The organism is Arthrobacter sp. KNU40 (assembly GCF_051515115.1).
Lineage (GTDB): Bacteria > Actinomycetota > Actinomycetes > Actinomycetales > Micrococcaceae > Arthrobacter.
The window spans coordinates 1,860,278-1,883,579 of record NZ_CP195850.1; the positions used below are offsets into that span (position 1 = coordinate 1,860,278).

Consider the following 23,302-nt stretch of genomic DNA (forward strand, 5'->3'; position numbering starts at 1 on the left):
CTTGGACCTCAGCCCCTTAGTCCTGCCATGCTCGAAAGGCTCCATTTTGTCCGAGTCGCAAATCAATTCCGATAGTTTCACTCGCGTCGATCCCTCCGGCGGTCTCACAGTGGCTGGCATTTCGAAAACCTTCATTGGAACGAGGGCTCTCGATGGTGTCACCGCGCATTTCCCCTCCGGGCAGATAACGGCATTGCTCGGGGAGAACGGTTCAGGCAAATCAACCCTGATCAAGATCCTCGCTGGCTTCCATCATCCAGATGAAGGTGGCCGCCTGGCCGTTGCGGCCAGGGAGTTGCCGACGCCCGTTGCGCCTGCGCGTGCCCACGAAGCCGGGTTGCGCTTCATTCATCAGGATCTGGGACTCGTTGGCGGGCTCTCAGTCGCGGACAACTTCTCTTTCGTCAACGGATACGGGAGCAGGTTGATCGGCCCGCTGCGTCGCCGCGGTCTGCGGAGACGAGTGCAAGACGCGCTGGCGAGATTTGATATCGACGTCTCGCCGGATGCATTGATCGACTCGCTGTCGCCTACCGAGAAAACGATGGTCGCCATTGCGCGGGCGTTCGTCGATGATCCTTCGCAACCGGACATTAGGGATAGGGTGCTCATCCTGGACGAACCAACTGCGTCCCTCCCTGCCGGTGAGGTTGAGACGGTGTTCAAAGCCTTACGCCGAGCGCGCGCACAAGGGGCGACCCTCATCTTCGTGAGCCATCGCATCGATGAGGTCCGAGACCTCTGCGACCGCCTCGTTGTTCTTCGCGACGGAAGGGTGACTGCCGATCAGGATCTGGACGGGCTCTCGGTGCGTGAGATCGTGAATCTGATCCTGGGGCGAGAGTTCACGCGCATTCGCGCGGTGGCACGCTCGATCTCAGATGAGGTCGTCCTACAGTGCATCGGATTGAACGGCCCCAGACTGGACGACGTCAACCTGTCCCTCAGGGGTGGTGAGATCGTAGGTATCACGGGGCTGCTGGGGTGTGGGCGCAGTGAACTCACGCGATTACTGACCGGCGCACAAAAGCCCGTTGCTGGTCAGGTCCTCGTCAAGGGATCACCGGTGGGTTCGTCGCCTCGGTCTGCGATCAGCGCAGGGATTGCCTCGGTGCCGCAGAACCGAAGGACCGAAGGCTGCCTTCCCGCGATGTCGCTTCGGCAGAACATCACGCTCGCCGACCTCCGGCCGTTTTGGCGCGCGGGATGGCTGCATCAGGCGGCAGAAAAGGATGCAACGCGTTCTGCAATCCAAGAGTTCGGGATTCGGCCGGCAGCAACAGAGAAGCCATTGGCGAAATTCAGTGGCGGAAACCAACAGAAGGCCGTCGTCGCCAAGTGGACGCGAGTTGGACCGACTGTTCTTGTCTTGGATGAGCCGACTCAAGGAGTTGATATCGGCGCAAAGCAGGATATCGCCTCAATAATCGCTGGCCTCGCGGAGAAGGGTGTGGGAATCATCGTCGCGTCAAGTGACTACGAAGAACTCGTCAATCTCTGCGACCGGGTACTTGTTCTCAACCGCGGGCGCGTCATCGCTGACGTGCCTCGTGAAGATTTGACCGAATCGCACCTCATTGTGCTCTCAACATCGGGAGAGAAGATAACATCATGAATAACCTGACCAAGCTGGAGAAGCTCTCCGATGCTGCGCCCCCTGTTCTGAGTACAGGGACGCCGGCACAGGACGGTCGCAGGCTCGCGGCACGAACCCTCAAACTGCCTCTGACCTCCGGGTTCCTGTCCAACTACGGCGTCGTACTCTTTCTCCTTCTGCTGATTGGGCTTTTTAGCATCATTCAACCCAACCTATTTCCGACGGTCGCGAATCTGCAGGCGCTCCTCAGCACCAATGCGATTCCAGGCCTCCTGGCTCTCGCTGTGGTGATACCACTGGCGGCCGGTGAATTCGATCTGTCGGTTGGAGCAATACTCGGCTTCACAGGGATTTTGACCGCACAGATGACAATTCACGGAGTTCCGGTGCCGCTGGCGATCCTCTTGTCGGTCCTTTGCGGAGCCGGTGTTGGGATTCTGAATGCCATCATGGTTGTCAGGATCGGCGTAAATGCATTCATCGCAACCCTCGGTACATCGACAATCCTGGCGGGACTAAACCTTCTCGTGACCAACGGGAGCACCTTGTTTCAGGGTATCCCTGCCTCTTTGACGGCTGTCGCCAATGGCCAACTCTTCGGACTTAACCTCGTCGTCTACTATTTCCTCGCCGGCGCGTTGATCCTTTGGTATCTCCTTGAGCACACTCCTTTCGGTCGATTCCTTCACGCTACCGGTCTTGGCCGCGAGGCTGCGCGTCTCAGCGGGGTTCGGACCAACGCATACTTGGCGACCAGTTTCATTCTCGCCGGTGCGATTGCTGGACTCTGTGGAGCCTTGTACTGTGCACGCATCGGGTCGGCTAACCCATCACAGGGGCCGGGGTTCCTCTTGCCAGCATATGCTGCGGCCTTTCTTGGCAGCACCACCATCAAGCGTGGGCAGTTTAATGTGCTGGGTACGATCGTTGGTACCTTCCTCCTTGCCGTCGGCATCACAGGGCTGACCTTCGCAGGTGCTCCGTACTGGGTTCCGAACGTGTTCAACGGTGGTGCGCTTATCGTCGCCGTTTCAATCGCCGCGCTTGTGAGCCGACGAGCCGGGGATACGAGTTGATTCGGCTTTCGGCCGCGCCCGAACTTGTGGGTTCGGGGCCAGCTCAGCGGTCACCGAGACGGCATGCAAGCCGCTGATCTCCCGAACTTGGGTAAAAGCTATCCGGCGTCATTGAAAAGGCCATGCTTGGTCCGGCGTTACATGGCTGGGCTGAAGGGATGAGTCTGGAAGCGCAGATCAGGCAGCTCACCATCGTCGAATTGGCTCGCTCATACAGGAGCCGTGATCTGAATGCCGTCGAGGTCACCGAAGCACTTCTCAATCGAATCGACCGGGTCAATCCGGATCTGGGCGCATACGAGCACGTCGCGTGGGACCTGGCGATGCGGCAGGCCCACGATGCAGAGAGGGAGTTGGCAAGAGGGCTCGACCGTGGCCCCCTCCATGGGGTGCCCATAGCGTTCAAAGACATCTTTTTTAGTGATCTGATGCCGACAACCGCAGGCATGATCCAGGTTCCGAGATCGTGGAGGACAGGTACATCGACGGTCCTCCAGCGTGCGCTCACTGCAGGCGCCGTCGTACTTGGTACCGTCGTCACTACAGAAGGGGTCTTCTCCGACTACAACCCGCAGCATCGAGCGCCGAGAAACCCTTGGGACATAGACCGGTGGCCGGGGGCCTCGTCGAGTGGTCCAGGTATTGCAGTTGCGTCAGGCCTGGCGTTCGGGGCGTGGGGATCAGACACCGGCGGGTCTATTCGCTTCCCCGCGGCAGCTTTGGGTGTCACTGGTCTCAAGCCCACCTGGGGACGCGTCTCCAGATTCGGCGTTGCGCCGTTGGCACCGTCCTTGGACCACGTCGGGCCCCTTGCTAAGACTGCCGCTGACGTGAAGGTTATGCTTGGCGCAGTCGAGGGATATGACCCTTTGGACCCGACGTCGTCGCGGTTTCCGCCCTCAAGCTCAAGCATTCGATCCCGAGATCTCCGTGGTCTCCGAGTCGGCATCGACCCCAACTACGTGGCCGGTGTATCCGCTGAGAGCGAGCAAGCGATCCACATGGTGCTTAATGCATTGACCAATCTCGGGTGTAATCTCGTGGAGATTCAGATGCCTGACCACTCCCGTGCGCAGGATGCATGGGACGTAATTGTGGCAGTCGAAGCCGCCGCCGGACATGCGAATCATTTCCGAAAATACAGTGATCAGTACGGTCGAGTCCTGGCTGACCTCATACGGTCGGGTCTGAGCCAGAGTGCGCAGAGCGTGACGGATGCGGAAATGATCCGCACAGAGTACAAGCTATCGCTTGCAGATGTGTTTGGAACGGTCGATGTCTGCATCTGCCCTGTGCTGTGGGACGATCTCCCCTCCGTCTCGGAGTGGGGCCGCCTCATGTCGGCGAGAACCGACACGATCACCAAGTTCACGAGCCCGTTTAATCTCGCAGGAACTCCAACGATCACGATCCCGGTCGGGCTGGGTGCCGACGGCCTTCCGCGGAGCGCACAATTGCTGGGAGGGCAAAACCAGGAATGCCTGCTTATCGAGGTCGCCACCGCTGTCCAGTCGGTCACGGATTGGCACCGGCATCGCCCCGCCGCATACGTGTGACGTGTCCCTATGCTTGGTCAAGCGGCTTGGGCAGGTTCTTCTGCGTAGAGGGTGCCGTGTCTGAGCATGGAGTAAATGATGTCGCAGCGGCGACGGGCCAGGCAGATGACGGCGGCGTTGTGTTTCTTTCCCTGGGATCGTTTCTTTTGGCAGTAGGCCTTTGAGGCCGGGTGGTGTCAGCTGGCGATCCAGGCGGATCTGAAGAGCGCGTTCTTGAGCTGTTTGTTCCCGGGGCGTGGGGGGACTTCACCGCGGATGGATGTTCCGGAGCGCCGGGTCACGGGGGCGATGCCGGCGTGGGCGGCAAGGTGTCCGGCGGAGGTGAAGGTGCCGGCATCCCCGATGGTCAGGAGTATCGTCGCTGCGGTCTTGATGCCGATTCCCGGCATGGACATCAGACCCGGGAAAGAGGGAAGTCGTCGAGGATCTTTTCGACTTCTTCGGCCACGATGGCGCCCTGGTGTTTGAGTTCCTTGATCTGTGCCGCGACGCGGGGGATGACCGGTTCGACGGCTTCAGTGCCGATCACGGTCACGGTCTGCTCGCCCAGCGCCGCAAAGACCGCCTCGATCAGGTTCACCGGGTCCTTGCGGCTGTGGTTCCTGGCCCAGCGCAGGACGTTGGAACGCCCGGCGGCCCGCAGACCGGTGGGCCCGGAGTACTTGATGATCAGTTCCAGCACGAGGGACCTGGCCAGTACGGCTCCGGGGAAAACACGCTCCAGGGCGGGGAAAATCTGCAGCAACAGGGACCGCAGGCGGTTGATTGCCCTGGTGCATTCGTGGGTCAGATCGGCGTCGAATCCGGAGAGCACTTTCAACGCAGCGAGCACCTCGCTGTCCCGGTCAACAGCCGGCAGCGTGTGCGGCATCGCCCGTGCCGTCTCGGCGATGATGAACGCGTCTCTGGCGTCCGTCTTGGACTTTCCGGGGTAAAGGTCGGCGGCCGTGCGCACCGCCAGGCCCGGCAGGTAAGCCACCGTGCAGCCGCAGTCCCGGGCCACCGCTATCTGCAGCCCCGATGGTGTTGGGCTGGTCCACGATCACCAGTACCCTGCCGTGTTGCTGCAGGCCGGTGACAAGCTCGCGCAGCCGAGCCTCGTCCTGCGGCAACGGCTTGTCAAAGACCCGTTCGCCCGCGGCGTTCAACGCGGCGGCGCGATGTTCGGACTTGCCGACATCGAGTCCCCAGTAGACCTCGTATCTCAGCGAACCTGGTTACAACACCCCAGGATCACCAATGACAGGGCAAGAAAGTCAGGCCGGGTCCATCGACCAAATCCCCTGCTTTTCGGGGATCCAATAAATGTAACAGGCCGCCTTCTATCCGATAGCGGAAGGAGGGCTGTTCAGCCTGGAGTCGTTGATGCCCATGGCTCGGTTCAGCCGGGCCATGGGCAATAGATCCGCCGACACGAGTCATAGAGGGAAGCTCCAACTTAGCGAAATATCAGCGGGCAAGCTCACCGACCCTTGCGTCTGACGCGGCTCATGTTCTTCCGAAGAATCCATGGGCCCGCGGTTCCGGGGACTTGCACACCGGAACCGCGGCCCATCCATTGGGAGCCGCCTACGAGTTCTGTCATTCAGTGAATGAGTGCAGCCCCGTTCCGGTCGCGGTCGTCGGCTACGCCCATTCCTTCCAAAGCCAGCCCATACCCGACCCGCTCGATCATCTTTTTCCGGAGCTCAAGAGTGAACAGCTGACGAGTGTGCCGAATGACCATCGGCTTCTGTCGCCCGATCAAGGCCGCGAGTTCATATGCCCTGTTGAGAAGTTGCTCCGCTTCGACGACCTCGTTGACGAGGCCCCATTCAAGCGCCTGCTGGGCTCCGATGCTTTGTCCAGTGAGGTGGAAGTAGCGAGACCGAGTGAGTCCCATGATGTGTGGAGTCAGGACGTTGATTCCGTCGCCAGGAGTCAGTCCGACAGGAAAATGTCCGCTATCCTGGAACTCGGTATCGTTCGAGCAGATCACAATGTCGGACATCAACGCCAGTTCGCAGTGGCGTAGGGCAGGGCCGTTCACGGCTGAAATCACTACGGCGCCAATGCTCAGGAGACTGTCCATAAGCTCAGTCCCATAAAAGTGGAATTCATCCCAATCCGCGGCCGGCATCGAATGGAATGAAACATCGGCAGCGCGGGGGCCCGAGAACGCATCTCCCGTGCCGGTCAGAATCATGATCCGGTTGTCGGGGTCCTGCGCCACAGCTCGAAACGCGCGGGCTAATTCGTGGTGCGGCTTCGGGCCCCACTGCAATGGGCCTCCATCCGTATGAACACGAAACTCCAGAACACCATTGGTCCGCTTCATGGCAACGTGCTCAAACGATTCGGAGTAGTCCTCAAAATTCACTTGGCGGTCCTTCCTTGCTTTTCTTATTATTGAACAGAACGTACTGTTCAGTTTATGTGAAAAAGTGCGATGGCGCTAGTGCTGTGACAGTGGCTCGAATAGACCAATTGAGGGTTGAAAGGCGCGCGGCGGACGACGCGGATCCCGTCCTGCGAGCCCCGTTTTGCCGCATATGCGCATGGGGCTCGACGCGGGCGCCGACTCAGATAAACAGGAAGCCGCGGGCTGCACTTTTGCTGGGCCAGCCGTACGGGTGCTAGAAGTTCAGGAGTATGGAGCCGACTGCGTGTCTTGAGGACAAGCGGGTATAAGCGCATTCAAAGTCTTCGAGAGGGTAGCGACTGTCAATGACCGGCTTGAGACGCCCTTGCGCTGCAAGTTTGCTTACGGCGACAAGGTCCTTGGAGGTTGCATCCGTGCTTTGTGCATGCAGCGCATATCCGAGGATCTTCTTCTCGTTTGAGATGATGTCGACGAGGTCTAGCGAGGGATTCTTCCCCCCCCGGTGAAACCGATTGCCACAAGGGTTCCGGTTGGCCTGAGCACGGTCATGAATCGACCAAAGCAGTCCCCACCAACCGGGTCCAGCGCCAGTCGCACGCCGATGCCAGCCGTAATCCGTTCCACTTCTGTTCTGAGGTCCTGAGACGACAGGTCAATCGCGGCTGCGGCTCCAGCCTCTTTCGCCTTACGGGCTTTGCCTGCAGAGGACACGACTGCGATCGGGCGTGCCCCGAGTGCCGCGGCAGTGTCAATGAGGGCGTGACCTACCCCTCCCGTGGCCCCTGAAATCAGCACGTATTGGGCTGGGGTGATGTTGATAGCCGATGTAAGGGCTCCGTATGCAGTCAAATAATTAACAGTCAGTGCGGCTCCTTCGTCGAGACTGACCGAGTCCGGAAGTCGAAGGAGGCGTTCGTCCTCGACAAGGACCCATTCCTGGTACAAACCGTCGACCTGCACGCCCAGGTCTCCACCGCCGTATACGGCCACCCTGGTTCCCTGGGGAAACGTACCGCTTTATTAAACGAGACCGGATCCTTCGTTCCCCAAGATCATGGGCGACCGTTGCTCGCCAAAGTCGCCCAAGCGGATTGTGTTGGAGAGTTGGTTTATCGTTGCGGCGTGCATCCGGACCAGAGTGTGCCCTTGACGAATCGTGGGCTTCGGCACTTCCTGGACCCCCATTACTGGTGGGTGTCCGAACTGCTCGGTGACGATTGCTTTCATTGCTCTTTGTCCTTTGATCGATAATTCGGCTGATCGGTGTTCTTGACCAACTGCGTCAGGAGGTCCCTTTCAGTACGGAGTCTGCGTGAATCTTCGGCGGGGGGCTCTATTTCGTCGTCGAGGTTGGCGGTCCGCGCGAAGATCATCTTGGCGAGCGCCGAGCCGGGTGTGGTGTACGCGCGGCTGGCCGAGCATCTGGGTGTGACCTCGATGACGGTGAGCAACGTCGGCAGGCGGTTTGCCGCTTCGCGCCTGGACGGGCTGGTGGATCGCCCAGCTATGGGAGGCCCGAAGCGGGATTTGGTGCTGGCCAATGACGAGTATGCCCAGCTGGAGCGGTGGTCGCGGCCGCGAAGGGCTCGCAGCCGTTGGCGTTGCGGTCGAAGATCGCGATGGCCTGCGTGCAGGGCCATCAGAATGCTTGGGTGACTTAAGACTTGGGACTCAGGAAGGGCGTGGTCGCAAAGTGGCGCAGTCTGTTCCTGGCCCTGCGGCTGGCGGGATGATGGACTCGCCGCGCCCCGGGCGGCCGTCGTCGATCTTGTTGGACAAGGTGGAAGAGACCATGACCGCGACGCCGGCGGAGACCCCGCGCGACACCACGCATTGGTCGTGGGCTTCGATGGCGAAGCGTTCAAGGCTCTCAGGCTCCACGACCGGCCGGATCTGTCGATCGAACCCTTCTTCGGCCTGATCACCGACAAGCTGATCCGCCGCTGAGTGCACACCTCCGTGCCCGTCCTCGAAGCCGCCATCCGCAGCTGGATCAAGAATTACAACGACGACCCCGAGCCGTTCGCCTGGACCAAGACGGTCGATGAAATCCTCAACTCCGGATAAAATATCTAATGCGAATCTCTGGCGCAGAAAGCTAGCCTTGCACGCCGTCCGGGGATCTGGGCTCGTCGACATTTTGCGGTATTCGACCGCCAATCGAAATTTCATGACCAACTTGCACTGAAAGCGGATATAGCAACTCTCCATCAGTGAATAAGTCGTACCGAGATTCCAGGCTCATCACTTATCAAACGGCGGAGTGAGGCTCCGTCGTTCATGAGCCACAAAATTGATCCGTCGACGGTAACTTCGTCCACCTGACCTCGGTCAATTAGTCGTCCGCTCTTGTGGATCTCAACGTGCTGACGAGACAACGTTGTCCAATCCTCAACCGGACGCCATCGAATTGGCAGTTCCGCATTGTCGGTCATGGAAGAGTGTTGCATTTAGCATCTCCAGGGTCTTTCAGTCCTCTATTCACACGGGACCAAGGGCGTGGTGGGTGTGACAATTGACAGGCGGCCCGACTCTTTCGGGGTCAGCAGCTGACGGTTGCGTTGCGTCTGACAAAAGGTTCCCGTCCTGCGATTGATCGGTGTCGCGCCTGCTCTGGCGCTAGACGCGACACCGATCATCAGTTAGCCGCGGACGCGGGTGAGCCCCGTAGTGCCGCCGGGTTGATGGTCGAAGTCGTCGAAGTCGCCATCGCCATCGGCATTGAGAAGAACTTCTTGTGCTGGGACCTTCGGCTGGCCGAGATCAGGGGTTGAGGACGCGGAAGGTGCGGAATGTACCCAAGGGGTGGCCTGCTGCCGGAAGTTCAAAGACAGAACGTCGGGTCGAGAGTAATGTCCGACAGGGTCCGCCGCGAATTTTGCCTCTGCAATCTTCCCCAAATCGATGTCGGCGAATAGCAGACCTTCCTCATCCTCTGCCAAGGGGTCTGCGAGGGGCGCCCCGTCCGGCCCAAAAATGCGCGCAAATCCGCCGCCCCATCCGAGAAGCTTGCCTTTCTCCTCGGTGTCGGCAAATAGATCGTGAGCGGCCTTGCCAACGGTGGATGACGCGAGTACCACGAAGGACTGGCCCTCCAGTGCGTACATCTTCGATGCGGTAATGCCGATTTCACTGCCAAAGGCGTAAACATCCGGTTGGAAGAGCTGCCCCCCGGGCCAGGATGCGACGTGGATCTGTTCGTATTGGCTGTACATCGCGTACTTCGTTAGTGGCTGCAGGTGCTCCCAGCACTGAAGAGCACCAAGGCGCCCAATGGGCGTTTCGAACACAGCAATGTCCGAACCATCACCATCACCGAACATTGTCCGCTCGGTGTGGGTCGGCTTAAGTTTCCGCCGGTTCTTGATTAGCTGCCCGTCCGCTCCAATAAGCACTTGGGACATATATAGACTGCCACCGCGTCGCTCGGAATAGCCCATTACGACAATAATTCCATTGTCAGCAGCAGCTTTTTGAAGGCGGCGGATCTCTGGCCCATCAATTACGAGAGAGTTCTCGTGATACCTACGGTTGAACGATGCGGTACGGTATTGGCTGTCCAGCCAGGCATACCACGGGTAGCCGGTGATAAAGAGCTCAGGAAAAGCGACGAGATTGGCGCCCCCCCTGGCAGCTTCAGAAATGAAGTATATGGCCCTGTCGATACCGGCCTGCGCGTCCAACCATGATGGCTCCGCCTGAACAGCTGCAACTTTTGCTACGCCTATGTATTCCGTCATGTCTAGTTATCCTCCCGGTAATGAACGCGGAGGGAGCAAGTGGGATCCGGCTCCGGATACCGCTTGATCTCGCCCGCTCGGTTATCTAGAAACGATAGGAGTCAATACTTGTCTGGAGTTATGGCTCGGTGCCACTCTCCTCCGTTGGAGTGCCAAGGTCGGGCGACCAAGACGAAGCGGTATAGGAACCATCTGTGAAGTCATGTCACCTCTGTGCCGGTGTCCGGTCCAGGGCGTCGCCCGCACTGCCAATGGGCGGCCCTCCAGCGCCAGGGTGTCGGCGTGACGGAGAGAGGGCTACTGGCGCCCGGGCTTTCAGTCGCGTCGGCCCGGGCAGTCGGTGTCGGCGCAGCCAAGGGTATCCACAGGCAGTCAGGCCATCCCTGACTTTCGGCGTTTACGCGGATTGATAGCATTGGAACCTCAATGGCGTGGTGGTGGAATCTGCATTCCCCGTCACTGAAGGACGAGTTTTGCGATCACCACAGCTTCCTACCAAGCGGAAGTCCCGGCGGGCAATCGAATACATCCGGGGCTTCTGCAATCGCTGGGGCTCCGCAGCAACAACGATCGACTGCCCCGGGCACCGCCGTCGTCGGCTTGAAGACCGGCGGCAGCCAACTTTCGCACAGACCGAAAAATCCCGCTGTATCGCATTCTTGATCGCCCATACATGGATTTGGATGAGTCTACGAAAGTGCTAGCGGAGGGGTGATCGTCCGCAAAGAAGGTTGCGGCATCAAACTCGGGACGGGTTAGTCATCACAGCCTGTGTGGGTCAGGGGATGGCGGGGAGCGATGGGAGAGGTCGGGCCTTTTGGGTCGTGGCGGGTGACGATGGCGAACTGTCGTGGTGAGACGGAGTGGGCCTCTTGGAACTGTGTATAGAAACTCGACATGGAACGGTACCCGGATGAGTGGGCGATGAATTCGACTGTTGCTTGGGGAGACGCTCGAAGAAGCCGCTCGGCCCGCTGGATGCGTGCCCTCGTGAGCTCGGCTCCGACTGATGAGTTATGGGCCGCGAATGCTCGGAACAGCGTTCTCCGTGAAACATGAAGAGCGTATGCCAAGCGGTCCGGTCCGAAGTCGGGGTCGCGGCACTCTTGAAGTATCATTGTGATCGCTGCGGTGAACAGACGTTCGGAACCCTCAGCGAGGCCTCTGCGGTCCGGGCTGGTGGCGATGAGCTTGGCCACGGGATCCAACATATATGGCATCATCGCGTCCAGCGCATCCGAACCACGGCTGCGAGCCATCTGCCAGGTGCCGAGCAATTGAGCTATCCAAGGCGCTGCAACGCCTGTGGTGTTGAGCCGCATTGCCCGAGTCAGGGCTTGATCAACCTCAACGCCTGAGGCCCTGAGGTCTTCGGCTGGAACCGTTAGTCCGATCATTTGTATCGGGCCTGGATGAATGAACTTGTGTGGTCGACCGACCGGAACGATCAAACCTTCCCCGGCCTCGGCGACGCTCTGGACGCCGTCGTAGTCAAAGATGGTGCGGCCGCGGTTGATGAACAAGACATGTAGGCGCTCATCGGTGTCGCTAGCAATGTGACGCGCGGTCCGTTCGCCAGTTAGGCCACTGAGCTTCAACTTGAACATGTGCTTATTTCGGTACCCGACAACTGACATGCGCCCGGAGAAGGTTGAGTTAAACGTACCCAGATGCTGCCGGCTGATGTTATCGCCGATTGCTTCTTCCCACGTGCCGATGTGTCGGCTATCGTAACGGCGAACGTCGGACTTCGACAAAGGTAGATCGGTGCGCATGCGATCCTCATTTCCTTCCATCTCTGATGACAATATTGTTGTTGGGAATCTCGGCTATCTACCATGCAGGGAGTACTTGTCGGCCGCTTCAAGCAACTGGAATAGGCGGTACCCTTGACGCCGCCGAAGACAGTACGCCCGAGTTGCTCCTTTGTCGTGGCTCCGTGTTTGGCTCCACGACACTAAGCGCGCCCTGCGTGACTTTATTGGCCGCCTAGTCTATGGACTCGTACTATAGCAGCGAGGCTCAGATATTGATAGTGCACTCCGTTCTCGCGTACGCGACGTCTAGTGTTCGCGGCTCCGGTCACTCTTCGCCGCGCAGTGCCGAAGTGAAACCGGGGTTGACAGACGCATGCACCTACTCGTCTCCATGATTGTCATGCTGGCGGACCAGTGCGGGTCGCCACGATCTCTGCCTTGACTATGGCTGTTCTCCGTTCCAGAACGAAAGCACTGGAATCGAGCCGCTCTGGTCCGAAGATGAAGTGAGCTGCCGGCGGTGGGTACGTAGAATTATGCTTCGGTGCCATGCGTGCGCGTTTCTTGCCCCTCCGGGCAACCCTTCGGTAGCTTTCGCCAAGGAAGGTGTCCGTTCTCCGGACCCCTTACGGCGGCTTCGCCGAGGACCTTGGCCAGATATCGGTAGCCGTGCCCGGTCGATCCGTTTCCCTTGGTCTTACCCGCGGGGGAGCTGATGCCGGGGGAGAACTTCCACGGGAACACCGGTGCCCCGCTGTCGGGAACCGGAATATGTCGACCCAGGGTTCGGCCAGAATAATGGCGGCAGAGACGGGGCGATACTGGGGACCTTATCGAGGCGATCCGCCGCCTCGGCGAAAGGGGGCTACCGTGCCTCGATCTGTTCATCAACCGCGGCGATATCGGCGCCGATGTCGTCGATCCGGGCCAGCATTCTTTCCAAGAACCAGTCATGGTGGTCATCGAAGCGGCCAGTGAAGGCCTTCTCGGGTTCACTGATTTTCGCCGGCATCCGTGACCGCTCCATCTGCGCGAGCTTTTGAGGGTTGCGTCCGCCCGAGATGCGCGCCGCAATCATCGCTCGCCCGGATAGCCCGAAAATGTCCGAAGAACCATAGCCGCACAGCGTGGCCAGGCGACCACGGGAACATTTTCAGCCCGGAACAGGCGTCCCACAAGGGACACATTGGCTAGGTGATGTCACAGGCTCCACAGACAAAGACCCTGGACCTGGCGACATTCAGCGCTCTATCCCCCCGAATACCTCTTCCACGAGGTCGTAGCATAGGGATTTATTAATTGGGGCATGGCCTATCAGTCGCCTCAGATAGAGGGGCCCGTAAAGGCGGTCCAGGACATCGTCTACATCGATTCCAGTCTTTAGCTCGCCACTGGCAATTCCACGTTCGAGAACGTCCCTAGCCGCCTGGCGACGAACCTGCCAAAACCTTTGGAAAAAGCTTTCGCGTAATTCGGGGTCGCGCTGGACTTCGGCGATGATTAAGCAAAGCAGAGTGCCGCCAGTTCCGTTAAAAAAATGGCCAACCCTGTCAAGGTGAACGTGGAAGGCGTGCTTCACAGAGCCCGTGTCGGAAAACCCCGCTAAATCCTGGGATTCAAGTAGCGCGTCCATGGTTACGGCTGCTTTATGCGGCCACCAACGATATATGGTGACTTTGCTGACCCCGGAGCGTTCAGCGATGGCTTCGACGCTTAATCCCGCGTAGCCGACGTCGCGCACAAGAGAAACTGTTGCAGCAAGAATCTGGTCGCGTGCGCGGGGCCCGGTCGCGGGCGTGCGAGTTCGCCGACTAACTTTGTTATCAGACATCTTCAATACCATAGCAATCATACTGCGGCCCAACGGGAGGCCCACGAAAATTGGTTGTTGTGATGGTAGGTGAAAGTCGGAGGATCGCCAAGCGACTGGCAGCGAGGTTCGGATCGTTATGGCAATGTGTGCGCATTCCTGGTCCCTCGTTGTCATTGCCTAGGTCGACGTCGGCCAAGGGTTTTGTGCCCGTGACTCGAATCTACCGAGTTGGCCAGGCTTGCCTTAGCTTTTGCGTCCGGAATCTATTCGCGTCTGTATACATCACGTAACGGCGACCGTGGTCCGAAGCCGTAAGGCCCTCGGATTTAGTACACAGCACTGGAACCGAGGGCCCTGCTTGCCGGAGCGAAAGTCTCGAACTGACCATCAGTGAACGAGGGAGGCGCCGTTCTTGTAGCCATAGGTTTCTGCCGTGCGATCATCTCCGCAAGTTCGTAGGCCCTATCCAGCAGGCGGTTCGGCTTTAGGGCCTCGTTTACCAGCCCCCATTCAAGGGCCTGCTGAGCTCCGATTCGTTGTCCGGCGAGGTGGAAGTAGCGGGATCGTGTCAGTCCCATGATGAGCGGGGTGAGGACATTGATTCCGTCCCCGGGTGTCAGGCCGACAGGGAAACGTCCACTGTCCAGGAACTCGGTGTCGTTTGAGCAGATCACGATGTCGGACATCAGCGGCAATTCGCAGTGGCGAAGGGCGGGACCGTTCACGGCTGAGATCACGACGGCACCGATGCTTAGGAGGCACTCCAGGAGCGCCGTCCCGTAAAGGTGGAACTCATCCCAGTCAGCTTCGGGCATCGAATGGAATGAGACATCAGCGGCTCGGGGGCCTGAGAAGGCTCTCCTGTTCCCGTCAGGATCAGAATCCGGTTTTTCAGGATCCTGTGCAACAGCCCGGAAGGCGCGTGCGAGTTCGTGGTGGGGACCCGGGCCCCACTGCAACGGCGCTCCCTCTGTATGTACTCGGAACTCTAATACACCATCAGTACGCTTCATGGCGACGTGCTCGAACGAGTCGACGTATTCCTCAAATTTCATTTGTGAGGTTCTTCCCCAAATCTCTAAATAACTGAACAGAACGTACCGTTCAGTACAGGCGCTATTTCACTTCGTCGCTAGAGGCCGACGAGACTCACATATAGTGCTCGCGAATCGGGGTGCATGCCCCATTTGGGAAACGCTCGCGAAATCACGGGGCCGCCACGGGCACGGCGGTGACGATGAGGGATGGACCTGTCGTTTTGGACGAGTTCGTGGCTGTTACGGGGTGGTCCCGGGCCAACGCCCGCCGCGCCCTGTCCACGGCGCGCAAGCGGAAGGGCCCGGCGAAACCGGTGGCGCGAAGCCGGGGGAAGGTCCTACGGCTATGACGTCTTGAAGGTCCTGATCAGTGTATGGCGGCTGGCCGGGATGCCATCGGGCAAATACCTGGCGGTGAACATGGGAGGAAACGGGCCGGGAGCAATCCTGGCACCGCGCCCCGGCCCGACCCTACATCATCGGATCTTCGCAGCGCTCTGCGGTTGTCACTCTCGTGGAACGCCAGACCCGCTTCACCCTGCTCCTGCGGCTAGCCGGCCACCATTCCGCCACGACGGTGGCCAACGCGCTTATCACCGCATACTCGCGTCGACCTGTGCAGTTTGTTAGCGGCCATGAAAAACTGCCCGTAGGCGGCCACGTAAATGCCCAGTGCCTTGAATTCCAGGGGTCGTTGCAAAACCCGTGCTTAGCTGGCTATCAGTAGATCACGTAGGCGTTCGGCTGGAGTGTCCCAATCGAGTGTTTCGCGTGGTCGGGCGTTGAGTTCCTGGGCGACGTGCTCGAGGGCTTCGGGTCCGTAGGAGTTCAGGTCGGTGCCTTCGGGGAAGTATTGGCGCAGCAGCGCGTCGGTGTTCTCGCTGGATCCGCGTGCCAGGGGCTGGAGGGGTCGCGGAAGTAGACGTCCATGTCGGTGGCGATGCTGAATGCCTTGGTTTTGGCCATTTCGGCGCCCTGGTCCCAGGTCGGGGATCCGCGCAGGTGCGCCGGCAGGGTGGCCAAGGTCTTGATCAGCCCGTCACGGACTCATTCGGCGGTGTGGTCCACCGGCGGGTGCACCAACATCACGTAGCGGGTGGTGTGTTCGACCAGTGTGGCGATCGCCGACTGGTTGTAGGCTCCGGTCATCAAATCCCCCTCCCTATGGCCCGGGATCGCGCGGTCTTCGATCTCGGCGGGCGTTCGGAAATGTTGATCATTGGGTCCCGGAAACGGCTGGTGCGTTCTTCGGGATTCATGTGCTGCTTGTGGCGTTTCCGCCCGCTGCGCAATGCCTCTTTGACCTCGCGTTTGAGTCCCTCGCAGGCCTGAAAGTAGAGGGCCTGGTAGATCGTTTCGGGGCTCACGCGCATCTGCTCGTCATCGGGGAAGTCTTTTATCGGCGGCTTCGAGATCTGTTCCGGGGGCCAGTGGGCGAGGAGCTTGGTCTTCAAGTAGTCGTGCAGTTCCCCGGGTTCTGTCAGCTTACTGTCCTTCGGCCGTGCGCGGGCCGCCGTGGCAGCCCGGTGAGCACCGTAAGGCTGGTAACCAAGCACCGGGTGGCTGTTGCGGCTTGATCTCCTGGCTGATGGTGCCCAAGGAGGGGCCCAATGCACTGCCGATCGCCCGCATGGAGGTCCCGTGGGAGCGCAGATCTGCGTTCCTCTCCCGCTCGGACAGAGACAGGTAGCGGGCGCTGACGGACCGCTCCAGTGCTTCCAACACCACCGCAGCGGGTGCTGGCTCCGTCGCTGAGGATGGCGGCTCCGGCACTGCCGCTGCCGTCAGCTCTGGTGCCGCTACAGGGGCCGGAGATTGCGCGAATGTTGTTCTCATTTCCTGTGTATACGGCAGATCCGCTGCTTGGCCTTGGGTCGCGGCCGTGTCCTTGGAAGCCTGTTGCCGGTCCCAGTTGTAGGAGCTCGGTTTGCTGGCGCCGACGGCGAAGGCGGCGTCCCTCCGGCCGGCTCCTTCCTGGCGCAGGCGCAGGTAGAAAAGCTGCTTCGCTGATGGGCCTCGCGTACGACGGAAACCCGACCGGCGGCCCGGGCCCAGTTGTAGCAGGTGGAGTGGTTCAGGCCCAGTTGCCGGGCAGCCGCGCTGACGCTGCCGACTTCCCGCAGCAGACCGCGGTGCTGATGTTCAATCCCAGCTCCTGGGCGGCCGCAGTGATGTTGCCCTTCCGGTCCAGAACGGCATAGAAGTGTTCTTTGTCCGCCTGGCTGTACTGGCGCTGCGGCCTGATCCCGGCAGCGTTGGCCCACTTCTGGCAGGTACTCCCGTTGATGCCGAGTTCCTTGGCCGCCGCGGCAACATTTCACAACCGCTGAACGGCGGAAAGGAAATCCCGTCTTTGCGCAGGGGTATGGGACTGCTGGGGACGCTTCCCCTGCGCCCCGGCCCTAGACGCCGGTTCTCCCGGTAAACGAGATCTCTCCCTTAAGGAAGGACTACTTTTCGCTGGTGATTCCATGGGTGCTGCAACTAGGGATTATTCGGAGGTGTTGCAACGATCGCTAGAACTCAACCAGACGGCCAGTGATTTCCGCGCCCTTGCTTCCCTGCCAGTAATGGATGGGAAGTCCGCATCAAAAAATCTAATCAACACCAGTCATACATATGTGTGCGGGCGGTAAACGATCATCTGCCGCGATGTTGAATGCCGTGACGACCACCGGCACTAGACGATAGAAGCCAACGACGAGAGCGATATCGACCGCCTCGGTCGGTGAGAATTTCATCAGCTCTTCACCCGCCGCCTGGGAATCCGCGCCGGTGGCCGTCCTGTCGACGAAGCGCAGCGCGGCCGCCGTTCGCGCATCCACCAACGAGCTGGTTCCCCAGCTTGCCAGATCAGCGATCAGTTCATCGCTAACGCCTGCGGCTGCTGCCAGCTGCAGGTGCCGTTTCCACTCGTAGTCGATGCCGAGCAGTTGCACTGTGCGTAAGATAATGATCTCGCGCAGTCGGTTGTCGATGGAAGTGCTGGTACGAACGAATCGCGAGAAGCCTTCGTATGCCACGAGCCCCTGTGGCGAGTGAGCCATCAGTGCGCATATATCCGGTAGCGAACCTCGGTCGGCAATGACCGAGGCGATCACGGAGGCCTGGGTGGCGTCCGCTATGTCTTCTCTTACATATTTCAGCTGGGCCATATCTATTCCTGAGGTCACTTGTCGTTCCCGGAAGTTCGGCGGCGTCCCGGCAGTGTTGCAACCACCGCGCAAAGAGCTGACTGGCAGCTCTGATGGATGATCTCCCAGGAAGCGTGTTAAGCGCCTACCAGTGAAATGATGGTGCACTCCGATAGGAACAGACTTTCATGAAATCACATTTTGATACTGGTCACAATGGCCCGCGTTGACTGACTCGAAAATGGATGGTGAGTGGGTTCAGGGTTCCGCTGCGGTCTGACGGATGGGGTCGAAGCGGACGGTGAGGCCGAGTGCGTTGGCTTGTTTGGTGATGCGGCGCATGACCTGGGTGGGCTCGCGTCGGGTGAAGTGGTCGGGTCCGAGTTCGTGGTAGTCGAGGTTGTTCACGAGCATGTGCCAGGTCGCGGTGAGCAGAGAATGCTCGATCGCGACGATGGCTCGTTGTTTGCCTCGTCTGGCAGCGAGGCGGTAGTAGCGATCGCGCAGGTAGGTGTTTTTGGTCCGGGCTGCGCCCATCGCCGCGTTGTCCAGGGCAGCTCCGAGTGCTTTGTTGCCGTTTCGCCGGCCTCCTGGCTTTCTGATCCCGCCGGATTCGGGTCTTCCCGGGGATGACCATTGTCGCCCATGCGCACCAGTTCGTCATTGGCGTGGACACCCATGCCCGAACCCATACCTTTGCCATGCTCGTCGCGTCCACCGGCGAGCAGACCGCCTGCGAGCAGTTCCCTGCGACAAACGCAGGAACGAGCCGGGCCCTTGCTTGGGCCGGGCGCCTCACCAACGGAGAAACGTACGTGTTACGGGCCGTTGAAGGAATCGGGACCTATGGTGCCCGACTGGCTGTCGCCGTCGCCGCGGCCGGCTATCAAGTTGTCGAAGCACCCCTGATGAACGCGCGAAACAGGCATGGGAAAGGAAAATCGGACCCGTTCGACGCACATGCGATCGCTCTAGCCGCGTTGTCCGTTTATCTCAGATTGCTTCGTCATCCGCGTGAGAACGCTGGGATCCGGGCCGCGCTGCGGCTTTTGGTGGACGCGCGCGATAAGATGACAGGTGAACGGACCGCGACTGTCAACGCACTCACCGCGCTCGTGAGGGCCGCGGATCTGGGAATTGATGCTCGATCGGCGCTGGCGGTTGGTCAGGCTGGCGGTTGGTCAGATCGGAGAGATCTCCCGATTGCGGTCCCGTGATGAGGACATTGCACTCACCATTGCCAGGGAAGAAGCTGTCCGCCTCGCCAAGTGAATCATCGCACTTTGATGGCGACTTGAAAGCGAACCAAGTTCGGTTGAATGAGCTTATCCAAAGCAGCATGGCAGCGCCGCTCTTGGAGAAGACCGGAATCGGTCCTCTTACCGCAGCGGTGGTGCTCACTTCATGTTCCCATCCCGGGCGGGTCCGGTCAGAGGCGGCCTTCGCCGCCCTTGCAGGGGTGAATCCCATCCCTGCTTCGTCAGGAAACACTGTCCGATACCGGCTCAACCGCGGAGGCGACCGCCGCCTCAACCAGGCTCTCCATATGGCAACGGTCGTGAGAATGACCCACGACCCCGACACGCTTGCATATGTCGAGCGCCGTTTAGCAGAAGGCCGCACCAAAAGGGAGATCCGACGATGCCTCAAACGCTATCTGGCCCGCCACCTCTACCTGTGCTGAACAGCCTCTATGCCCAATCCGCGACCGCTTTACAGACATAGAAGAGTCAATTCGTGGTGGCCCCCGGAAGGATGACCCACACCTCCCAGAAGTCAACTTCCGCTTCGGCTCCCGGTGCGTGTTCCTGAGGGATGAAGACTTCCTCCGCCCCGTGCTCCTCGATCAACCGGACCAAGACCCTGCGAGCCGTATGACGCTGCTTCCTGGCGCGGTGGTGTCTTCGACCAGCATGGCATCGATCGCAGCCTTGAACGGATCCAGCCGGGGCGATGATCTCGCGGGTGTCTTTCGTCCCGGAGGAATCGGGGAGTTCAATGCCTTCCGCACCGTCTTTCTGGCCACCTGATGCCGGCGCGCACGTTCTCGTATCGAGACGCCCTCAACCGTGGCATCCCGTCGTATCTGCGCGAACAACTCCACTCTGGACCCCATCCCGGCCTTCCTGCCGTCGGTCCGGACTTTGATGGGATCAATGCCCACAGGTGGGTACCACTCAAGCCGTCATTAGGTCCGGCAAGTCGCTCAGGTGGGTACCGTTCGGGCCGTCCTGGTGGGCTCCGATCAGACTGACATATTCAGTTGAGGATCGGTTCCATCCATAAAGGTGTGTCAATGGCCATTGACAGCAGTTACGCCGAACGCTGACCTGGGACCAGGGCGATGCAGCGTTCCCGGATAGAGAAGGCCACCGGGGTGCGGATCTTCTTTGCCGACCCACACGCACCACCTTGGCAACGCGGAACAAATGAAAATACCAACGGCCTGCTCCGTCAGTACTTTCCACAGGGCGCGGACCTGGGCGTGTGGAGCTAAGACCAGCTCGATGAGGTCTGCGACGAACTCAACGACAGGCCCCGATCCTCCCTCAATGACCGATCACCACGGGCAGCCATGCAACGATTAGGACACCGGATACAAACACACCTAATTCGCGGCGTCAGTAGAAACCGCCCCCCGGTCCACGGGCCGGTTCTGCCACTCAACCATCTCGGCAATGACCTTTTCAGTGATCCGGGAGATCGTGTCCTTCGAGACTCTCGCGCCGTAGACATCATCGAAGTGGGCGGCGATTTCCCCGGTCGCGAGTCCCTTCGCGCTCAGCGACAACACGATCTCGTCCACCCCGGTCAGGCGCCGCTGCCGTTTCTTGATGATCTGCGGCTCGAACGTCGAACCGGTGTCCCGCGGCACATCGATCTCTACCGGCCCGATCTCCGCCAGCACTGTCTTCGTGCGTGCAACGGAGCCGCCCGGACCGTGTGCGCGGAGACGAGGCCTATTCCTCGAGAGCGATCCTAACCCTGCCGCACGCGTGTGGCATCACAGCCGTCGTCTCTCAGCTGGCCGATCAGATTGGGCACCGAAAACGACGCGGCACGGCAGCGGGCAGACCGGCATTGGGCAAGGAGGACTACAAGGGGAGAAAGGTGGTAAATCGGAATTTCAACTTGGGCAATCAGAGCTTCCGTCTCCGGTCAGTCTAAAGTTGCCGCTTACAACGCTTCGAGGGTCTCACATGTGGTGCAGGCACCTGATAGCCGGAACTAGATGCTCAGCTCCGACTGCGCCCCATAATGCCTGGAAACCCGGGGTTGTTGTCGGCCCGGAGTACCAACCTGGTGGTGAGCCCGCCGTCGAGCATCACGAAGATCACGGATCCGTCCTTCGGCTCCAATGTCGGGTGACGATCGGCTCATCACCCCGCCGATCCCGTCCATGGACTCCCGCGAGCTCCGTCGTGGACAGCAATTGAGGGATGAAGCTGACGTTTGTGAGGCAATGAACTTATGCCGAAACACCGTTCGTCAAGCTTGGTCCTACCTTGAAGACACGGGGGTGTCATTTGGAAACTTGGATCCGGAACGTCAGCATGATTGGGCCGGAGCTTGCCGTTTACCGCATCACGCACTGCGGCGTCTCTCCTTTGCTGCAACGACAGTCTTGTCGGAGGAGAGGTTGTGTCGTTGGAATAGTGACGGGACCCAGGGAAATCGAAGACGCGTCGCGGCCTTGACCGCAAGCGATTCGGGACCAAAAGCACCACCTGAGCACGTGCTCCTTCCCCATGGCCGGACAAGCCCGAAAGTCCGCGAGTTGAACCTCAAGCGAGGAGTCTAGGAGATCTATCAGACGTGGGCCGCCGAAGTACCCTCTTGGGCAGGGAAGACGCGGCGCCTGGAAGTGGGAAGCACGATCATGTCGTCCATGTCCATGCAATTTGCGCTATCGACTTTCACGGCCGGAATCGCCCAACAGGCTTCGCATGCTTCGAATGACTCAAAGCTGTAGACGGAAACCGCGTCGTATGCAGGACCATTCTTATCGAAATACATTCCGCCTGTGAACGAATCATCGACCGGGAAATGGTCATAGGAGATCAACCCTTTTCCGCGCATTAGCTCCGCCATGAGCGGCCCGTGGCGGTCGCGGTAATATGCCAAGAAGGCGTCCTTTGACATGCCAGGCTTCCGGCGGATCATGACAACGACGGTATACATCCTCTTCCTCTCGGAAATGAGCGGGGTGATCGTTTGCGCCTCTTGGAGCGAACGACCAACCCACCCCGGCTTCAGCGACATTTTCGTCTTCATCGCTCCGAATGTCGAGCGGCTGCGGGGAGCCCGAAATTCACAATGCTCACCGGGCGCCGGCCGCCGCGTGCTTGACGACCGAACTCCTGACGATCTTCGAACTTGGACTATGCCGGTCAGTAACCCACGCTGAATCGCTGACGATGGTGCTGGGGGGTCTGGATCTCGTCGACGAATGCGAGCGCGAAGTCCTCTCCCGAGATCGTTGAGCTACCATCTGGTGCGACGACAAGTTCGTCAATGCCCGTGCGATAGCGACCTGTCCGCAAGCCTTTCGCGTATGAGCCGAAGAGCGCCGGCGGACTCACGTAGAACCAGTCGACCTGATTTCCCGAATCGCGGAGCATGTTGAGGGCTGCGTACTGTTCTCGTGCCTCGGGTCGCTGGGCTTCTGGGAGCGCGGGGTCCTCAATCCGAAGTCTGTCGGACCCGGGGAACCTCAGGCTACCCGCACCTCCAACGATCCCGAGTCTTGCGCCGCGTTGGCCGATAGCTGGCAGAAGTGCTGCGACTGCATCAGCAAATGAGGCGCCGTCCTGTGCCACGGTGGCGGCGCGAACCGCGGAAATCACGACGTCTGCGCGATCGACTTGAGCCGAAGCAAGTTCAATGTCGTGGAACGAACCCGTCACGAAGTCGACACCTGGGAGGGGTTCTTCCGGAGCGGTGCGGGCCACTCCGATCACGTCGTACCCTCGTGCCACGAGTTCACGAGCGATGTGCCCGCCTGCGTATCCCGTAATTCCGAATATGACTGCTGTGCTCAAAATGACTCCCTTGTCCCAGCACCTGAAAGTAGTAAAATCCTTTACTAGTTAGAGTGTAGTCTGACCGCCGACCCTTAGTCAAAGTTTCTATTGCGGGGGACCGCCCCTGCGAGCCAAGAGATTCGACGCATCCCGACTCCGGGACAAGGATCTGATCGGACAGGGTGGGTGGGTCGCGTGGCTATGGA

The 23,302-nt window shown here is 59.8% G+C and carries 17 protein-coding genes and 6 pseudogenes; 7 read left to right on the plus strand and 16 right to left on the minus strand.

All coding sequences use genetic code 11. From position 1 onward, the window contains the following. Positions 1-46 precede the first annotated feature (46 nt). From ACSKT0_RS08720 to ACSKT0_RS08730, 3 genes are all read left to right on the plus strand, one after another. A complete protein-coding gene (locus tag ACSKT0_RS08720; RefSeq protein ID WP_437773365.1) occupies positions 47-1,615 on the plus strand; it encodes a sugar ABC transporter ATP-binding protein in 1,569 nt (522 codons plus the stop codon). Further along, positions 1,612-2,673, plus strand: coding sequence for an ABC transporter permease (locus ACSKT0_RS08725; protein WP_437773366.1), 1,062 nt, complete (start codon positions 1,612-1,614; stop codon positions 2,671-2,673). The genes ACSKT0_RS08720 and ACSKT0_RS08725 overlap by 4 nt, the downstream gene beginning before the upstream one ends. Positions 2,674-2,831: 158 nt before the next feature. Beyond that, a complete protein-coding gene (locus ACSKT0_RS08730; protein ID WP_437773367.1) occupies positions 2,832-4,229 on the plus strand; it encodes an amidase in 1,398 nt (465 codons plus the stop codon). A gap of 17 nt (positions 4,230-4,246) precedes the next feature. Here the strand turns inward: ACSKT0_RS08730 and ACSKT0_RS08735 are convergent. The 4 genes and pseudogenes from ACSKT0_RS08735 to ACSKT0_RS08750 all read right to left on the minus strand — a co-directional run bounded on the left by ACSKT0_RS08735 (position 4,247) and on the right by ACSKT0_RS08750 (position 7,581). Continuing rightward, positions 4,247-5,437 (minus strand): annotated as a pseudogene (locus tag ACSKT0_RS08735) (IS110 family transposase). 377 nt (positions 5,438-5,814) lie between these two features. Continuing rightward, a complete protein-coding gene (locus ACSKT0_RS08740) occupies positions 5,815-6,588 on the minus strand; it encodes an enoyl-CoA hydratase/isomerase family protein (protein WP_437773368.1) in 774 nt (257 codons plus the stop codon). A gap of 256 nt (positions 6,589-6,844) precedes the next feature. Next, positions 6,845-7,156 (minus strand): zinc-binding dehydrogenase, encoded by a 312-nt coding sequence (locus ACSKT0_RS08745; RefSeq protein ID WP_437773996.1) that lies wholly within the window; start codon positions 7,154-7,156, stop codon positions 6,845-6,847. Continuing rightward, a complete protein-coding gene (locus tag ACSKT0_RS08750; RefSeq protein WP_437773369.1) occupies positions 7,069-7,581 on the minus strand; it encodes a zinc-binding dehydrogenase in 513 nt (170 codons plus the stop codon). Before ACSKT0_RS08750 ends, ACSKT0_RS08745 begins: the two co-directional genes overlap by 88 nt. Before the next feature lie 408 nt (positions 7,582-7,989). Here ACSKT0_RS08750 and ACSKT0_RS08755 point away from each other — a divergent pair, with 408 nt between their 5' ends. Next, on the plus strand, positions 7,990-8,247 hold the full coding sequence (locus ACSKT0_RS08755) for a hypothetical protein (protein WP_437773997.1): 258 nt from the start codon (positions 7,990-7,992) through the stop codon (positions 8,245-8,247). Positions 8,248-9,233: 986 nt separating this feature from the next. Here ACSKT0_RS08755 and ACSKT0_RS08760 read toward each other — a convergent pair. The 6 genes and pseudogenes from ACSKT0_RS08760 to ACSKT0_RS08785 all read right to left on the minus strand — a co-directional run bounded on the left by ACSKT0_RS08760 (position 9,234) and on the right by ACSKT0_RS08785 (position 16,774). Further along, positions 9,234-10,331, minus strand: coding sequence for a carbon-nitrogen hydrolase family protein (locus tag ACSKT0_RS08760; protein ID WP_437773370.1), 1,098 nt, complete (start codon positions 10,329-10,331; stop codon positions 9,234-9,236). Positions 10,332-11,086: 755 nt separating this feature from the next. Beyond that, on the minus strand, positions 11,087-12,106 hold the full coding sequence (locus ACSKT0_RS08765; RefSeq protein WP_437773371.1) for an AraC family transcriptional regulator: 1,020 nt from the start codon (positions 12,104-12,106) through the stop codon (positions 11,087-11,089). A gap of 847 nt (positions 12,107-12,953) precedes the next feature. Beyond that, on the minus strand, positions 12,954-13,166 hold the full coding sequence (locus ACSKT0_RS08770) for a hypothetical protein (protein ID WP_437773372.1): 213 nt from the start codon (positions 13,164-13,166) through the stop codon (positions 12,954-12,956). A gap of 162 nt (positions 13,167-13,328) precedes the next feature. Beyond that, positions 13,329-13,919, minus strand: a complete 591-nt coding sequence (locus ACSKT0_RS08775; protein ID WP_437773373.1) for a TetR/AcrR family transcriptional regulator — start codon at positions 13,917-13,919, stop codon at positions 13,329-13,331. A gap of 308 nt (positions 13,920-14,227) precedes the next feature. Beyond that, positions 14,228-14,716 (minus strand): enoyl-CoA hydratase/isomerase family protein, encoded by a 489-nt coding sequence (locus ACSKT0_RS08780; protein ID WP_437773374.1) that lies wholly within the window; start codon positions 14,714-14,716, stop codon positions 14,228-14,230. Positions 14,717-15,647: 931 nt separating this feature from the next. After that, positions 15,648-16,774, minus strand: a pseudogene (locus ACSKT0_RS08785) (IS30 family transposase). A gap of 173 nt (positions 16,775-16,947) precedes the next feature. Between ACSKT0_RS08785 and ACSKT0_RS08790 the strand changes: the two are divergent. Then, positions 16,948-17,139 carry a hypothetical protein gene (locus ACSKT0_RS08790; protein WP_437773375.1) on the plus strand — a complete coding sequence of 64 codons (192 nt, stop codon included), beginning with the start codon at positions 16,948-16,950 and terminating at the stop codon, positions 17,137-17,139. A gap of 396 nt (positions 17,140-17,535) precedes the next feature. On the opposite strand, the gene ACSKT0_RS08795 is transcribed toward ACSKT0_RS08790, so the two are convergent. Both ACSKT0_RS08795 and ACSKT0_RS08800 read right to left on the minus strand, forming a co-directional pair. Next, positions 17,536-18,093, minus strand: coding sequence for a carboxymuconolactone decarboxylase family protein (locus ACSKT0_RS08795; protein WP_437773376.1), 558 nt, complete (start codon positions 18,091-18,093; stop codon positions 17,536-17,538). A gap of 237 nt (positions 18,094-18,330) precedes the next feature. Beyond that, positions 18,331-18,609 (minus strand): hypothetical protein, encoded by a 279-nt coding sequence (locus ACSKT0_RS08800; protein WP_437773377.1) that lies wholly within the window; start codon positions 18,607-18,609, stop codon positions 18,331-18,333. Positions 18,610-18,701: 92 nt separating this feature from the next. Here ACSKT0_RS08800 and ACSKT0_RS08805 point away from each other — a divergent pair. Further along, positions 18,702-19,756 (plus strand): annotated as a pseudogene (locus ACSKT0_RS08805) (IS110 family transposase). Positions 19,757-19,808: 52 nt separating this feature from the next. Here the strand turns inward: ACSKT0_RS08805 and ACSKT0_RS08810 are convergent. Continuing rightward, positions 19,809-20,188 (minus strand): annotated as a pseudogene (locus tag ACSKT0_RS08810) (IS21 family transposase); the annotation flags it as partial. A gap of 191 nt (positions 20,189-20,379) precedes the next feature. Here ACSKT0_RS08810 and ACSKT0_RS08815 point away from each other — a divergent pair. After that, positions 20,380-20,638 (plus strand): annotated as a pseudogene (locus ACSKT0_RS08815) (IS30 family transposase); the annotation flags it as partial. A 51-nt stretch (positions 20,639-20,689) separates the two neighbouring features. Here ACSKT0_RS08815 and ACSKT0_RS08820 read toward each other — a convergent pair. The 3 genes and pseudogenes from ACSKT0_RS08820 to ACSKT0_RS08830 all read right to left on the minus strand — a co-directional run. Further along, positions 20,690-20,992, minus strand: a pseudogene (locus tag ACSKT0_RS08820) (transposase); the annotation flags it as partial. Positions 20,993-21,882: 890 nt separating this feature from the next. Then, entirely contained in the window at positions 21,883-22,254 is a 372-nt protein-coding gene (locus ACSKT0_RS08825; RefSeq protein ID WP_437773378.1) for an EthD domain-containing protein, read from the minus strand. 209 nt (positions 22,255-22,463) lie between these two features. Then, positions 22,464-23,114 carry an NAD(P)-dependent oxidoreductase gene (locus tag ACSKT0_RS08830; RefSeq protein ID WP_437773379.1) on the minus strand — a complete coding sequence of 217 codons (651 nt, stop codon included), beginning with the start codon at positions 23,112-23,114 and terminating at the stop codon, positions 22,464-22,466. Between the last annotated feature and the right edge of the window lie 188 nt (positions 23,115-23,302).

Excerpts from the sequence above, each read along its gene's own strand:
- ACSKT0_RS08725 (WP_437773366.1), top strand. The coding sequence starts at position 1,612 with ATGAATAACCTGACCAAGCTGGAGAAGCTCTCCGATGCTGCGCCCCCT.
- ACSKT0_RS08730 (WP_437773367.1), top strand. The coding sequence starts at position 2,832 with ATGAGTCTGGAAGCGCAGATCAGGCAGCTCACCATCGTCGAATTGGCT.
- ACSKT0_RS08760 (WP_437773370.1), bottom strand. The coding sequence starts at position 10,331 with ATGACGGAATACATAGGCGTAGCAAAAGTTGCAGCTGTTCAGGCGGAG.
- ACSKT0_RS08765 (WP_437773371.1), bottom strand. The coding sequence starts at position 12,106 with ATGCGCACCGATCTACCTTTGTCGAAGTCCGACGTTCGCCGTTACGAT.
- ACSKT0_RS08770 (WP_437773372.1), bottom strand. The coding sequence starts at position 13,166 with ATGATTGCGGCGCGCATCTCGGGCGGACGCAACCCTCAAAAGCTCGCG.
- ACSKT0_RS08775 (WP_437773373.1), bottom strand. The coding sequence starts at position 13,919 with ATGTCTGATAACAAAGTTAGTCGGCGAACTCGCACGCCCGCGACCGGG.
- ACSKT0_RS08780 (WP_437773374.1), bottom strand. The coding sequence starts at position 14,716 with ATGCCCGAAGCTGACTGGGATGAGTTCCACCTTTACGGGACGGCGCTC.
- ACSKT0_RS08790 (WP_437773375.1), top strand. The coding sequence starts at position 16,948 with ATGGGCCTCGCGTACGACGGAAACCCGACCGGCGGCCCGGGCCCAGTT.
- ACSKT0_RS08795 (WP_437773376.1), bottom strand. The coding sequence starts at position 18,093 with ATGGCCCAGCTGAAATATGTAAGAGAAGACATAGCGGACGCCACCCAG.
- ACSKT0_RS08800 (WP_437773377.1), bottom strand. The coding sequence starts at position 18,609 with ATGGGCGCAGCCCGGACCAAAAACACCTACCTGCGCGATCGCTACTAC.
- ACSKT0_RS08825 (WP_437773378.1), bottom strand. The coding sequence starts at position 22,254 with ATGTATACCGTCGTTGTCATGATCCGCCGGAAGCCTGGCATGTCAAAG.